We start from the raw sequence: 14634 nt of genomic DNA, 5'->3' as shown, positions 1-14634 counted from the left end.
ACGATCAAAACTGATATAATCTTAAAACTGCATTATAACAAAAAATCCTACCAGCAAGCCCCCACAGGGTTGCTAGTAGGATTTATTAAATAACTAATAAAAACTAGATTACATTACACCTGGATTGCCAGCACCTGCGCCTGCATTAGGGTCAGCAGCAGGTTTATCTTCTGGTATTTCGGCAACAACAGCTTCAGTAGTTAGAAGCAAAGCGGCAATAGAAGCAGCATTTTGTAAAGCAGTACGGGTTACTTTAGTTGGGTCAATAATTCCGGCTTCAACCATATTTTCCCATTTGCCGTTAGCTGCATTATAGCCAACTTCATTTTCTTGACCTTCGAGTTTGTTCAAAATAACTGAACCGTCTTCACCAGCATTGTCAGCGATTTGACGAACTGGAGCAGTTAAAGCTTCTAAAACAATGTTAATTCCAGTTTGTTCATCAGCATTGTCACCTTTAAGGTCTTTAACAGCATCCTTAACATCTACTAAAGCAGTACCACCACCAGCAACGTAGCCTTCATCAACGGCAGCACGAGTGGAGTTCAATGCATCCTCAATGCGGTATCTGCGTTCTTTCAATTCAGTTTCGGTAGCAGCACCGACATGAATAACGGCAACACCACCAGTTAATTTAGCTAAGCGCTCTTGTAATTTCTTCTTATCAAAGTCAGAAGTAGTTTCTGCAATTTGCTTTCTAATTGAATCTTCACGGTCTTTGATTGCTTCGTCTGAACCAGAACCATCAACAATAGTAGTTGAATCTTTAGTTACAGTTATGCGACGAGCTTGACCTAATTGATCAATCTTAGTGTCCTTTAACTCAAGGCCTAAGTCCTCAGTAATAACTGTACCACCAGTTAAAGCAGCAATATCTTGCAATTGTTCTTTACGACGGTCGCCAAAGCCAGGAGCCTTAACAGCAACAACATTAAAGGTACCACGAATCTTGTTCAAAACTAAAGTTGGCAATGCTTCACCAGAAACATCATCAGCAATAATCAGCAATGATTTACCTTGTTGCACAATTTCTTGTAGCAATGGCAAAATGTCTTGGATATTGGAGATCTTCTTATCAGTAATTAAAATGTATGGATTGTCAAGATCAGCTTCCATCTTGTCGTTGTCGGTTACCATGTATTGTGAAAGGTAACCACGGTCAAATTGCATACCTTCGACTACTGATAATTCGGTTTCAATACCACGTGAATCTTCAATAGTAATAACACCATCATTACCAACTTTTTCCATTGCGTCAGCGATCAGGTCACCAACTTCTTTTGAAGCTGAAGATACTGAAGCTACTTGAGCAATTTGGTCTTTTGAAGAAACAGTATGACTAATTTTATGTAATTCGTTAACTACAGCCTTAGTAGCTTTTTCAATACCACGACGAACGCCTACAGGGTTAGCACCAGCAGTAACATTCTTCATACCTTCACGAATGATTGCTTGAGTTAAAACAACGGCAGTGGTAGTACCGTCACCGGCAATATCATTAGTTTTTTGTGCTGCTTCGGCAACTAACTTAGCACCCATATTCTCATAATGATCTTTTAATTCGATAGCTTTGGCAATGGTCACACCATCGTTAGTAATGTCTGGATTGCCGTATGATTGCTCTAAAACAACATTTCTACCCTTAGGACCGATTGTAGCCTTAACAGTATCAGCTAATTTGTCAACGCCCTTTAATAGAGAACGTCTTGCTTTTTCTGAAAATTTAATTTCCTTTGCCATATTTTTCTGCGCTCCTTAATTACTTAACAATTGCTAAAATATCTTTTTCGTGAAGGACTAAGTACTTTTCGTCATCGTATTTGACGTCTGTGCCTGAATACTTGTCATATAAAACAACGTCACCCTTTTTGACAGTCATAGGAATTTTACTGCCATTTTCAGCATAACTACCTTCACCAACAGCAACAACTTCACCTTCTGTTGGCTTTTGTTTAGCATTAGAAGCCAGGACGATTCCGCCTACAGTTTTCTCTTCTTCTTCTTTAACTTTAACGATCACGCGATCACCAATTGGTTGTAACACGTTTGTCCCTCCTAAAATTAAATTATTAATCTATTTTACGTGTCATTAGCACTCCTATTAGTTAAGTGCTAACTTACATTTATGATAATAACCCCTTTTATAAAAAAATGCAAGAAAAAATTAGCACTTTGAGTAAAAAAGTGCTAATTTTATTTTTATACCTACTTTTTCTTGTCTGAGTCCAGAAAGTAAATTAGAGTTTGTAATTCCGTTGCCAAATCAACGTTCTGGATTCTAATACCACTTGGAGCAGACAAACGAATTGGCGTGAAATTCATGATTCCTTTAATGCCAGCTTCAACCATATCATCAGCGGTTTTTTGAGCTGTCGTAGAAGGAACAGTCAAAATGGCAATAGAAATCTGCTGATCACTGAGCTGTTTTTTTAGTTCACTCATATCATAAACAGGAACACCACTAAGAATCTTGCCCGTAATTTTATCATCAATATCAAAAGCACATGAAATACGGATATTGTTTGTACGCTTGAAATTATAGTTTAATAAAGCATGGCCTAAATTACCAACGCCAACCAGGGCAACATTTGTTAAAGTATCTTGATTTAAGATCTTTTTAAAAAAGGAAAGCAAGCTTTTTACATCATAGCCATAGCCCCGTTTTCCCAATGCACCAAAGTATGAAAAATCACGTCTGATTGAAGCACTATCTACTTGAACAGCCTCAGATAATTCAGTTGAGGATACCTTTTCTTTACCAGCCTCATTTAAAATTATCAGGTAGCGGTAATATAGCGGCAATCTTTTGGCCGTAGCCGTGGGTATTTTGATTTTTTCCATTTAAAAAGCCTCCAACTTGATTAAGTATATATTTTGTTTTGTGAATTTTTCAGCAATTACTACTATTTTATCTATAAATTTGCGCTATTTGCAAACATTTTTTTCACAATCTATCAAATTTTAGCATAATAGTAACAGGTTGATAATAGAAATTTGTATTTTTACTCTTTTAAATGTAAAAATGCTTCTTTTTTACATTTATTTCTTTTTACTTTAACAATCAAACTCTCCCACAAGAATTTTGTTACGTATGCTAAAATGGTTTCTAGGTGAAAAATTATGATAATTGCTCAAGGACACGATTTAGAAAAACAATTCGGTGCCAACACATTATTTAAAAACGTCAATTTTTCAATTGACTCAAATGCAAGAATAGGTCTCATTGGACCCAACGGTGTCGGTAAAACGACCTTGCTTAAGATTATGACCGGCGAAGAAGAAGCCACACATGGTGACTTCACCATCAATAAAAATATTGATGTCGGCTATATTGCTCAAGAAAATGATTTAAATGAAAATAAAACTATTTGGGATGAAATGCTGTCTGTTTTTACTCCCCTAATTAATATGGGTAAAAAGATAAGGGATTTACAAGAAGAAATGTCTGCAAATCCACAAAAAAAGGACCTGCTAAAACAATATGACCAGTTGCAATACAGCTTCGAACAACAAGGTGGATACACCTACCAGGCCGATATCAAAAGTATTTTGAACGGATTTAATTTTCCTGAAGCAACTTGGACTAAAAATGTTGGCAGCCTTTCTGGGGGAGAAAAAACGCGGCTTTCTTTTGTTAAGTTGTTATTGCGCAAACCCCCATTATTACTGCTTGATGAACCTACCAACTATCTGGATTTAGACACACTAGACTGGCTTGAAAATTACCTTAAAAACTATTCTGGTGCTATTTTGGTAATTTCCCATGATCAATATTTTTTGGATAATTTAGCAACACAGATTTTTGAATTACAATTTGGCAAATTAACTGTATTTAAAGGAAATTATTCTGCCTATGTCGCTGAACGTCAATTACGTGACCTTCAACAAGAAGAAGCATACGAAAAGCAACAAGAAAAAATCAAAAAAGACGAAGAATTTATTCAAAAAAATATTGTAAGAGCTAAAACTACTAAGAGAGCACAAAGTCGGCGCAAGCAACTGGAAAAAATGGAACGAATTAGTCCGCCCAAGCACAAAAACAAAGTCAGAATTAATTTTCAAAGCGAGCGACCATCTGGTAAAGAAGTGCTAATTTTACGTGATTTAACTATTGGCTATCCCACAAAAACAATGGTTCACGGTATTTCTCTGCAAATTAATAAAGGTGACCGTGTAGCCGTTATTGGTCAAAATGGTATTGGTAAATCAACTTTACTAAAAACCGTTATGAAGGAGTTAAAACCGAAAAAAGGCTCAATCAAATATGGAGCTTCGTTAGACATCGGCTACTATGATCAAGAACTGCAAGGGCTTGATCCAGGTAAAACTGTAATCGATACAGTTTGGGACCGTCATAAAACAATGCCTGAAAAAGATGTGAGGTCAATTTTAGCCAGTTTCTTATTCACAGCAAAAGATATTGATAAAACTGTAGGTCAGCTTTCCGGTGGTCAAAAAGCGAGATTAACTCTAACAGTTTTGTCGCTTGAGCATAATAATTTTTTATTGATGGATGAACCCACAAACCACTTGGATCTCGAAGCCAAGGAGGTTTTAGAACAGGCACTACAGAACTATGATGGTACTTTACTTTTCGTTTCTCACGACCGCTATTTCATCAATCAGTTAGCAAATAAGATTGTAGAAATTAAAAACGGTGTTGCTCAAGTATATGAAGGTGATTATAGTTATTATCTAGATGAAAAGAATAAGCAAGACCCAGCCTCCGAAAATGAATCATCTGAGAATAGTGAAATAGTAGAGCCTGAACAAAATAAAAATAGATTGTCCTATCAGGAGCAAAAGTTGCGCGATTCACAAAAGCGTAAATTGCAAAGAGAAGTTGAAAATACCGAAAATAAAATTGAAAAGTTAGAAAAAGAGCAAAAAGATATTCAATCTCAAATGGCTGATCCAGCAATTGCTACTAATTTTGACAAATTAGGTCCCTTGCAAGAACAGCTTAGCGCTGTACAAAAACAACTGGACGATGCAAATGATGCTTGGGAAAATGCATTGAATAAACTGGATAGCTTTGACTAAAATAATATATATTAAGTTAACACAACTCCAAAATAAGATTAACTAGCCTTTTATCTACCGTTTCTATTCTTAGCTAGTGCTAGATTTTTTTATTAACTATTAATAAAATTTTCTTTTTATTTATAAATACGTAATAATTATCAGACGCAAAAAAGATCTTTATACTATTGCTTTTAAAATTGTAGTTGTTTAAACTTAAAGATAATAATTTTACTGGCTCTATCAAAAATAAATTGGGAGGTGCACATGGGAAAATTACGTATTGCTCTTTAATTTTCAATTAGTTAAGGAGGAATAAAAATGAAATATATAGCTGACAAAAATATCGCTATGGAACAACTTATAAATTTATACACAAGCGTAGGTTGGAGTTCTTATACGCAAAACCCCCGGCAACTGCAAAAGGCAGTTGTAAATTCGCTTTTTGCTATTGGCGCTTATGATCAAAACCAGTTAGTAGGATTAATCAGAGTAGTTGGTGATGGTCTGACCATCATTTATATCCAAGATTTACTTGTTAATCCTGCTTATCAAAGACGAGGAATTGGTACGAAATTAATAAATAGCGTGCTAAAGAAATATAATTCTGTAAGACAGAAAGTTTTGTTGACAGAAAATACCGTTAAAACGCGCAGGTTTTATGAGAGTTGTAATTTTCATCCGTGTGACAAATACAACTTGATTGCTTTCTACAAAGATTTTTAAGAGATAATAAGGAGTCCGGGAAAAAACTATCTTTTCCCAGACTCCTTTGCTCAATATTTTATCTTTTAGTGCTAAGAAGAGCTCACACCAATCTAGTTGACTTTATCATGGTAGGTACCTTATAACCTAGTTAGAATAGATAATACTGTAGCACTAAAATTTACACAGCAAGTCAAGATATTATTGAATATTAAATCTGTATATATTTATTTAATCAAAATGGGAAACTCTGTTGAAATGAGTTTCCCACTTTGTAATAACGAGTATGTTATTACATGTTATATATTTTTACACTTAATTTTAAAAGACTTTTGAGTAAGCATAATTTAAATAAACAAATGAACGTTTAAAGTTATGATAACACTAGGTTAGAAGTAAAAATATTGATTTAAAAAATATAAAATTTTATTCTTTGTATTTTATATGACTGGACAGTAAAATCAAAATAGCAATTATTAAAATTGAACAGCACAGTGTTAAAAGCCCTGTCGTATAGTTCAACTGCATATTTTGATAATTCATTCCTAAATTGCCAGATACTATGTCAACTGCGTTCAGGTAAGTCATTGGCAACCAGGCGCAAATCTTACGCAACGGCTCAACGATCATAGTTGCAATGTTAAGCCCTGGGACAAATAAAATAGCGATAAGTAATGCTGGTAATTTATCACGAAAAATTCGGGCAAGGAACTGAACTAAGACAACCTCGAAGATCAAGGTAAGTGCCTGCAATACAATTACTTTAATAATAAAGCTGCCAGTAGTTACACATTTAATAAGGGGACCACTAACTGTATATTGAACTATGATATAAGGGAAGGATAAACTACCAGTACCAGAAATAAGGAAAGATGCAATAAATAATACTAAGTTAATCCCTAAAAAACTACCAAGAGTCAGGACTATTCCTGCTATGGTATTCGAAATCATTAAATTATTTTTTTCAAGCGGTAATAATTGCGCCGTATCTAACTTTTGATGGTAAGAATCAGTTAAAAGCAAAGTTAATAAAAACAGAGCAACAAGAGTAAATACGTAAGGCAAATATTGCTGATTTAGTTGCAGTAAGAACTGCCAGCCTGTTACTGGCATATCCTGACTTTCATAAGGCAAAGGCTCATGGCGTAAATAGTTAAAGAATTGCAGTTTTTTCTCTACATTTATTCTTGAATTTAGGCCTGCTAAATCTTGACCATTTGATGAAATAGTTTGTTCTTGCTTTTTTTGTTGCCACATAATCGTGTAGGCTTTGCGCCAGTTACCTTTATTTGCCGCATTTAGGACTTGTTTATCTTGCTTAACTACTTCTTGGTTTTGCTTAATAGCGGCTTTAGTATCATGGTAAACTTCAGTTTTTGATTTTTGTTTATCCTGTTTAAGTAATCTTTGCTGCCGGTTAATTTCTTTTTGGCGGTAAGCAATCTCTGATTTAGCCCCCGCCTGCAAGGAAAATTGGGGATTAGTACGAATATTCATGAATAAGACAGTACCCATTAATAAGAGTAAAATTGCTAAGCAAACTGGGGTTAGCTTATTCTTAAATACTTTTTTAAGCTGAAAAGCCAAATAGGACATTATGCCAGTCTCCCATTTCTATGTGCAATAGTTGTAATGCGATCAATTAAAAGTACCAACAAGAATAATAATATAGAACTTAGTATTAAGGTAAACACACCATTTGAAAAGTTAATCGCGGAATTATTCATTGTATAGGCTGTTTTGTTTGATACAATATTTAAAACTCCTAAATAAGTACCCGGAAGCCACTGCGCAATCTTCTCCAACGGAATAATAAAAATTGTAATAAAATGACCGCCTAATAAAAGCAACAGCGAAACTAACAGTGTCGGTAACTGGTTATGAAAGATTTTAGCAACCAGCTGCACAAACAAAACCAAAAATATGAAATTTAATAGCTGCAGTATAACTGCTTGGGGCAACAATTTGGCAGTCGGAACAATCCCTGGCATCAAGTGGTCGTTAACCAGATGGTGAATGATGTAAGGATAGTCACTGCGACCAGTACCAAAAATGCTCGCTGCTCCACCGAAAACTAATAAGTTTAGTAATAGAAAAATAAAGCTGACAACTAATAGCCCAACAATATTATTAGTCAGAGTACTTTGCAAGCGATTAATTGGCAAGACAGTCGAAATGTTAAGACCATTTTTATAAGAACCAGTAAATAAATAAGTCAAAACAAAAATCATTACTAAACTAAATAAGACGGGCAAATAGTTTTCATTCAAATCTAACAAAAACTGTATCCCGGTGACTGCGCTGTCGCTTTCATAAGGCATAGGGTGAGCTATGAGATATTTTAAGCGCAGTATTACACTTTTATGTCCATCTTTTTCATCCGAACTTAGATCAGTCAATTTGCCATTTTGTTCCCTTTTTAATTTGGTCTCATAAACTTGCTTCCAGTGATCGTGATTAATATTATCAACAAAGGCTTGATCTTTTTTTAATTCCTTTTCAGTTTGTTTGATATCTTTTTCAGTGGCCTTATATGATTTTCCTTGCGGTGAATATCGTTTGAGTGCTTGACGATCCGCTTGTAAGGCTTCCTTTTTCATGGCAATCTGTCCTTGAGCATCTCCTTTTAAAGAACCAGTACCACTGAGCTGAGTAGACTTCATGTATAGCAAGCCAAAAGAAATTAATAATAAAATAACCACTGAAATAATTGTTAGATTGTGTTTAGTAACTTTTTTTAGTTGCAATGAAAAATATGAGCTCATTAGTCTACCTCGTGCATCATTTGTTTTTGTAAAACGAGGCGGTGTAAGTTATTCACTTTAATCTCGCTGCTATAGTGAGAGGTTAGAATAATACATTTATTACGCTGAGTCACCTCATCATTTAGTCTTTCATAAAGAACTGTGCGACTTTCTTCATCAAGACCATTAGTGATCTCGTCCATCAAGTAATATTCAGCGTCACTAAATAAGTACATGGCCACAATCAATTTTTGTTTCATTCCGAGCGAATACTTTTTAATTGGGACTTTGACATACTCACGTACACCCAAGAAATCAAGTTCTTGATCAAGGTCGACATTAGAATGCCATTGTCTTTTCACGAATTTTAAGTAATCAAGGCTAGTTAAATTGACGTTGAACCATTCATTACTTTCAAAGAAAAAAAGCTTACGCTTATTTTTGGCATACGGTTTTCCATCTAGTAAGACTTTACCAGAAGAAGCTGGAATTAGATCCGTAACAGCACGCAAGAAACTTGTTTTACCAGAACCGTTTTCTGCAGCAATTTGATAAAATTGACCGGGTGCAAAATGATAGGAAAAATCGTGCAGGATTGGCTGCCTGGTTTTGAGCGATAGGTTTTGGACTGTTAACATCATTGTCTCCTTTTTGAATGGTGAATTAAGTTAAAAATGATAGAATACTATATCAGGATATCATTGAATTACATCAATTTCATTGATTTTTTGACTAGGAATTTAAACATTTCCTCTATTTATTTGTAAGAACTTGGTTATATTTGAGTTTTATTAATAGTTCATCTTTATAAAATTCATAATCAAAATGATTATCACATTTTTTATTTCTTGAACTTACTTTCTGATTTCCTACTCTACCTTTTTGACTTTATTATATTCAGGTAGGAAAACTAAATTAAAAAATGTCATATATGATTTTTTAAAAGCATATTTGACATTTTTCAATACAAAATACTAGCATATTGATGATTGTACTTGGTACTAACTTTTGAGTGTTAGTATCGTGATACCTAAGAATTGCTTTATTAATTTTTTAGAAATGACTAGATTATTGTCCAAACTATAAAAATTCATAAAGTTAATGTTTAAAATCTTTGACCTTAAAATGTACAATGATAAAAAAGGGTCTAGGAAAATGCTAGCCCCCTTAACTTAATAAAACTAAAGCCGGCAAACCACTTTTTTTAGTGGTTTGCCGGCTCTTTTAGTAAGATCACTGACCTTCTTTTTCCCCCAAACTCTTTTATTGCAACATTTCTGATGCGTAAGGTAATTCTAAAGATGGATCAGCATCCAAAGTAAGATCAGCGAATTTTCCTTCTTGGTACAAGTTATAGGCGGCAGCACCAATCATTGCAGCATTATCTCCGCACAACTTTAACTCTGGCAAAATTACTTTGGGTTGTAAATTCCGAGGCAGGTTTGCTATGTCATGGTTCATTCTTTCACGTAAACCATGGTTAGCGGCAACCCCTCCACCCATAATAAAAGTTTTTGGAGCATACTGTTTAATTGCCCTAATTGTTTTAGTTGCTAAAACATCAATTACTGCAGCTTGAAAACTGGCAGCCAAATCATATTTATTCAGGTCTTGATGAATTTGTTCAGCGTGATGATAGGTATTAATAAAAGCACTCTTTAAACCAGAAAAAGAAAAATCATAATCATCTTCTTTAATCATTGCTCGCGGAAAATCAAAGGTATCCTTTCCCTTCTGAGCCCATTCATCAATAGTTTTACCAGCTGGATAATTGACCCCCAAAACTCGGCCAATTTTATCATAAGCTTCTCCAGCCGCGTCATCCCTAGTATCGCCAACTATTTCAAAATGGGTTGAATCTTTTAACAATACAATTTCTGTATGACCGCCAGAAACTTGCAGAGCAAGAGCCGGATAAGAGATTTCTTCCTTTAACTGAGCTGCCATAATGTGACCCATGATGTGATCAACGCCAATTAAAGGAATACCTGTAGCCATTGAAGCAGCTTTTGCCGCGCTAACACCAATTAAAAGGGCACCTACCAAACCGGGTCCATAGGTTACCGCAATTGCATCAATATCTTTCCAAGCTGCGTGTGCTTCTTTCAGTGCTTCATTAGTAATTTGAGTAATAACTTCAATATGATGACGACTAGCAACCTCAGGAACAACACCCCCAAAACGTTGATGGCTTTTAATTTGAGTAGCTACTATCAAACTTTCCACTTCTCTGCCATTTTTGACAACAGATGTCGAAGTCTCATCACACGAACTTTCAAAAGCCAAAATACGGATGTCTTTTTTATTTACCAACTTAATTTCCTTTCTTTTAGTCACTTGCCAATTTAAGCACCATGTTAAAAGCATCTTGATGCGACCTCTGGTAATAATTAGGCCACACAAAACTCACTGTAAAACCTAACTTATAATATAAATTTTGAGCATTTAAATTATTATCTTTTACTTCCAAGCTAAGTTCTTTACAGTTTTTATTTTTAGCAATTTCAATCACTTTTTTGATTAAATAAGTACCTATACCCTTTTTTTGCCAGACTGAATCAACCATCAGATTAGTAATATGTGCATTACTACCGTCAAAGCGCACACCAATTAAGCCAATGACACACTGAGTTTGCAATACCACTAAGTAAAGTGAATCATTTCTACTTATTTCAGTATGAAAAGCCTTTGAATTCCATGGTTGTTTCCCCCGATAAAGACTTTGTTCCAACAACAATATTGCAGAAATGTCTTTAACTTGGGCTTGCCTGATACTCAGACTAGATTGATTCACAGTGATTTCTTCTGGGACAAACTTAATAAACTTTTCTTCTTTTGCTAAAAGCCAAAAAGACCGAAAATGTTTAAACTTCTTCCACATAATTGCTATCTGGTTTATAGGCTTCCCCTGTCTTATTATGCCAGTCAATTTCAGCTTGCGTGCGCCGCAAATAATTCGGCAATAATTGATCAGGGTCATCAGGTTGAGCATTCAAAGCCAGCTTACCTATTAAACCGGCATGAACAACATTCTGTTTTTCCGTGCCCAAACTGAAAGAAATATTTGTCTTTTTTATAGCTTCTTCCTGCTTTTCAAAGCCAGTCCCAACATAAGTCACTCTTTCCAAATTGTTAGCTGTACAATATTCGGATATTGCACTTAAAAGAGTATCAATGTGATAGTGACCATCGGGAATCACGCAGACAGGTACATTACCATTTTCCTTATTTATATAAGCACCGGCAAAATAATTATTATTGCGAGCATCTATACCTGCTACTATTAACGTTGCTTGTTCATTGCAACTAGAAGCTAAAGCCTGTAAAGTAGACACACCAATTACATCCTTATGTAATATGCTGGCAAACATCTTAGCAGTAGTTACACCTATTCGCAAACCTGTATATGAACCTGGTCCTATCGCAACGGCAAAGCGATCAATTTCAGCTAATTTCAGATTATGTTCTTTTAAAATTTGATCAATTAAGGGATCCAAATGAGCACTATGATTGCGGGCATCATACTCATTTTTTTCCGCAATAGTCTCACCATTATTATTTAAAGCTACGCTTAAATTATTTGTCGCAGTCGACATACTCAAAATTTTCATTCTAAAATTTTTATACTCTTTTCAAAATTACCTTTTGATTCTCACGCGTGAAATGGCGTTTAATACAAAGTAACTAATAATCATCTCTAACCACGGAGTAATCGCTTCTTTAGGTATTCGTTGAATAAGGACAACGCGAAAGTCCATCCCGTAAAGAAGGTGAACCCAAAGCGTATTTAAACCTATATTAACAACAACAGTTACTAACAATGTTGCTAAAATTATTCGCCATATTTTAACTGGCTTTTGATAAAAAACCAAGCCATAAATAAAGGGACCTATCATTGCACTCAATGTAAAGCCAAGGAAAAACCCTCCTTGATTGCCAAATAGAGCTGATGAAACCAAATCACTAATTCCACCACCAATGCTGCCCCATACTGGTCCAAACAAATATCCTAGCATTACACTGCCTATAAATCCGAGGCTAACATGCACAATAGTTGTTCCAACTGTAAAACGACTAAGAATAATTTTCATTGCCACGATAATTCCTAAAAGGACAAGATCACGCAATTCGACCTTAAGCATCTCTTTAATAGTCATTTTCAGCACTTTCTTTCTTTAATTAATTTGTGTAAGAACACAAAAAATAATTATATTATAATTTGCGCCAAGTTAGTTCACAAACAGCTTTATCATTTTTGTCATCATCCGCAATTGTATGATATGATTTAACACCGTTTTCATCTTTAATTATGCTTACACGTGAATATGGGGTTTCTCCATAGCGCACTTCAAGGTTAAATTTAATATCAATAGTCTTGACAACATGATTTTCCAAAAAATTACGGTCCAAAGTATCAATAAACCAGTTAAAATAGTGGCCATTGGTCATGTGATGGTTTGTATCTAAATCATCATAACGGACCCGATATTGTCTCTCATGTTGATATTCATCCTGAACTCGCAGCCTAGGGAAACGAGGTAATTTTTTTAGAAGTGGAACGCCAATTTCAGCCATCATTTCTTTATCTGTAGAAACGAGTTTACGAGTCTGTAAATCAAATAAAACCCATTCGCTCTTAACAGTTATCAGCTCGTTGCCATTTTGATCTGTAAAAACGTAACTTCTATATTCTAAAAAACGGTTATAGCCAAATGGTTCGGTTGTGAGCGTAATTTCTTCATTTGGTCTGGGCAGACGTGCCACTTCAATATGATATTGTGTTACAACCCAGCCTAATCCTCTTTTAGTTAACGCACTTGTACTGCCATTGCCTGAGTCCAATTGATGCTCTGAAACGCTCATCATTAAATCAATCATTGCAGGTAATTTCAAACTTTTATTTTCATCACACTCATAATAATTTACTATATGTTTTTCACTATACTTCATACTTTCACCTACTTTTGATGATAACGTTCATATAGCTCATTTTTTGAGACATTATTTTCTTGAGCTACTGTCTTAATCGCCGATTTTTTACTTTCTCCTTTGTCAACCAATCGGTTTACCGATTTAATCAATTCTGACCAAGACAATTGTTTTTCTTCAATAGTATTAGGAGAAACTAAAACAACGAATTCACCTCTAGGAGCATTTTGCTCAAAATAATCTGTAACCTCACTGATTGTACCACGAATAAATTCTTCATGAATTTTAGTAAGCTCCCTTGCAACAACAATTTTTCGTTCAGAATCCAGTACTTCGGACATATTATTGAGAGTCTTTATCAATCTGTGTGGTGCTTCATAAAAAATAGAGGTAGCTCGTGCTTTTTTCATTTGTACAAAAAAAAGCTGTTGTTCACTTTTTTTTCGGGGTAAAAAGCCATAGTATGTAAAAGGTTGGGCATCAAAGCCAGAGGCAATTAGGGCAGTAGTAAATGCGGAAGCACCGGGCAGAGGCACTACCGGAATATTATTTTTAATACATTCTTGCACTAAAATGTATCCCGGATCTGAAATGACAGGCATCCCAGCGTCACTAATTTCAGCAATAACCGCACCATCCTTCATTAACTTAATTAATTCCGGTGCCCTTTCTTTTGAATTATATTTGTGAAAGGAAAGCATATGATTATGAACCCCAATTTTTTCAAGCAGAATTCCACTTGTTCTAGTATCTTCAGCAGCAATATAATCAGCTTCCTGTAAAATTCTTTTTGCTCTAAGAGTAATGTCTTCAAGGTTACCAATAGGAGTTGGCACTAAAAAAAGTTTGCCTCTGTCTTGGTCATAACTACTTTGCCTTTGCATTTAATCAATCCTTTAATGTTTTTTCTTTTTCTCTCCAAAATTATCAAGAATATCCAAACAAAACATGCAGTCAGTATTAGGATCACGGTGAGAGCCATAGTACATATTGCAGATATGATAGCCTGAGCTGTATATTTGCCGCAAAGATTCAAGGCCACTCTGAGTTTTAACGGTGCTATTGTGGGCATTATTCATTTTGTCCATTTTTTCACGCAGCAACTGATTCTCTACTTTTAATTCCGTATTTTCTTTTAATGTTTCCAAAATACTATTTTCTAAACTCTCGATTGTTTTGGTCATGCTAACCATTGAATCATGAAGTTGCTCTAACTTTGAATAAGAATCCACCT

15 protein-coding genes are annotated in these 14634 nt (G+C 35.0%); 2 read left to right on the top strand and 13 right to left on the bottom strand.

Annotation, left to right across the window (positions count from 1 at the left end):
- Positions 1–108: 108 nt before the first annotated feature.
- From groL to AAA926_RS07725, 3 genes are all read right to left on the bottom strand, one after another.
- Entirely contained in the window at positions 109–1740 is a 1632-nt protein-coding gene (gene groL, locus AAA926_RS07735) for a chaperonin GroEL (RefSeq protein WP_198180985.1), read from the bottom strand.
- Positions 1741–1759: 19 nt separating this feature from the next.
- Positions 1760–2044 carry a co-chaperone GroES gene (gene groES, locus AAA926_RS07730; protein WP_034980276.1) on the bottom strand — a complete coding sequence of 95 codons (285 nt, stop codon included), beginning with the start codon at positions 2042–2044 and terminating at the stop codon, positions 1760–1762.
- 161 nt (positions 2045–2205) lie between these two features.
- Positions 2206–2841, bottom strand: a complete 636-nt coding sequence (locus AAA926_RS07725) for a redox-sensing transcriptional repressor Rex (protein WP_046332386.1) — start codon at positions 2839–2841, stop codon at positions 2206–2208.
- Positions 2842–3120: 279 nt separating this feature from the next.
- On the opposite strand from AAA926_RS07725, the gene AAA926_RS07720 reads away from it, so the two are divergent.
- Positions 3121–5043: an ABC-F family ATP-binding cassette domain-containing protein gene (locus tag AAA926_RS07720; protein WP_198180986.1), complete on the top strand. Its 1923-nt coding sequence runs from the start codon at positions 3121–3123 to the stop codon at positions 5041–5043.
- Positions 5044–5343: 300 nt separating this feature from the next.
- The gene (locus AAA926_RS07715) at positions 5344–5748 is read left to right on the top strand and encodes a GNAT family N-acetyltransferase (protein WP_198180987.1); all 405 of its coding nucleotides are present in this window, start codon (positions 5344–5346) and stop codon (positions 5746–5748) included.
- Between the two features lie 405 nt (positions 5749–6153).
- Here the strand turns inward: AAA926_RS07715 and AAA926_RS07710 are convergent, their stop codons facing one another.
- From AAA926_RS07710 to yabA, 10 genes are all read right to left on the bottom strand, one after another.
- A complete protein-coding gene (locus tag AAA926_RS07710) occupies positions 6154–7323 on the bottom strand; it encodes a hypothetical protein (protein ID WP_198180988.1) in 1170 nt (389 codons plus the stop codon).
- Positions 7323–8492: a hypothetical protein gene (locus AAA926_RS07705; protein ID WP_198180989.1), complete on the bottom strand. Its 1170-nt coding sequence runs from the start codon at positions 8490–8492 to the stop codon at positions 7323–7325. Before AAA926_RS07705 ends, AAA926_RS07710 begins: the two co-directional genes overlap by 1 nt.
- Positions 8492–9109 (bottom strand): ABC transporter ATP-binding protein, encoded by a 618-nt coding sequence (locus AAA926_RS07700; protein WP_198180990.1) that lies wholly within the window; start codon positions 9107–9109, stop codon positions 8492–8494. The genes AAA926_RS07705 and AAA926_RS07700 overlap by 1 nt, the downstream gene beginning before the upstream one ends.
- A gap of 625 nt (positions 9110–9734) precedes the next feature.
- Complete coding sequence (gene tsaD, locus AAA926_RS07695) at positions 9735–10784, bottom strand: tRNA (adenosine(37)-N6)-threonylcarbamoyltransferase complex transferase subunit TsaD (RefSeq protein ID WP_305067092.1); 1050 nt, start codon at positions 10782–10784, stop codon at positions 9735–9737.
- Between the two features lie 16 nt (positions 10785–10800).
- Positions 10801–11352, bottom strand: a complete 552-nt coding sequence (rimI, locus tag AAA926_RS07690; protein WP_198180992.1) for a ribosomal protein S18-alanine N-acetyltransferase — start codon at positions 11350–11352, stop codon at positions 10801–10803.
- Positions 11336–12082: a tRNA (adenosine(37)-N6)-threonylcarbamoyltransferase complex dimerization subunit type 1 TsaB gene (tsaB, locus tag AAA926_RS07685; RefSeq protein ID WP_198180993.1), complete on the bottom strand. Its 747-nt coding sequence runs from the start codon at positions 12080–12082 to the stop codon at positions 11336–11338. The genes rimI and tsaB overlap by 17 nt, the downstream gene beginning before the upstream one ends.
- 27 nt (positions 12083–12109) lie before the next feature.
- The gene (locus AAA926_RS07680) at positions 12110–12628 is read right to left on the bottom strand and encodes a folate family ECF transporter S component (protein WP_034980295.1); all 519 of its coding nucleotides are present in this window, start codon (positions 12626–12628) and stop codon (positions 12110–12112) included.
- A gap of 55 nt (positions 12629–12683) precedes the next feature.
- Positions 12684–13421, bottom strand: coding sequence for an acyl-[acyl-carrier-protein] thioesterase (locus tag AAA926_RS07675; RefSeq protein WP_198180994.1), 738 nt, complete (start codon positions 13419–13421; stop codon positions 12684–12686).
- 8 nt (positions 13422–13429) lie between these two features.
- Positions 13430–14284: a 16S rRNA (cytidine(1402)-2'-O)-methyltransferase gene (gene rsmI, locus AAA926_RS07670; protein ID WP_198180995.1), complete on the bottom strand. Its 855-nt coding sequence runs from the start codon at positions 14282–14284 to the stop codon at positions 13430–13432.
- Positions 14285–14296: 12 nt separating this feature from the next.
- Complete coding sequence (gene yabA / locus AAA926_RS07665) at positions 14297–14632, bottom strand: DNA replication initiation control protein YabA (RefSeq protein WP_034980509.1); 336 nt, start codon at positions 14630–14632, stop codon at positions 14297–14299.
- Positions 14633–14634: the final 2 nt, after the last annotated feature.

This window comes from Lactobacillus juensis, assembly GCF_036246285.1.
GTDB lineage: Bacteria > Bacillota > Bacilli > Lactobacillales > Lactobacillaceae > Lactobacillus > Lactobacillus juensis.
Note: the sequence above shows the minus strand (reverse complement) of the source record. Positions and strands in the feature narration are given on the sequence as shown.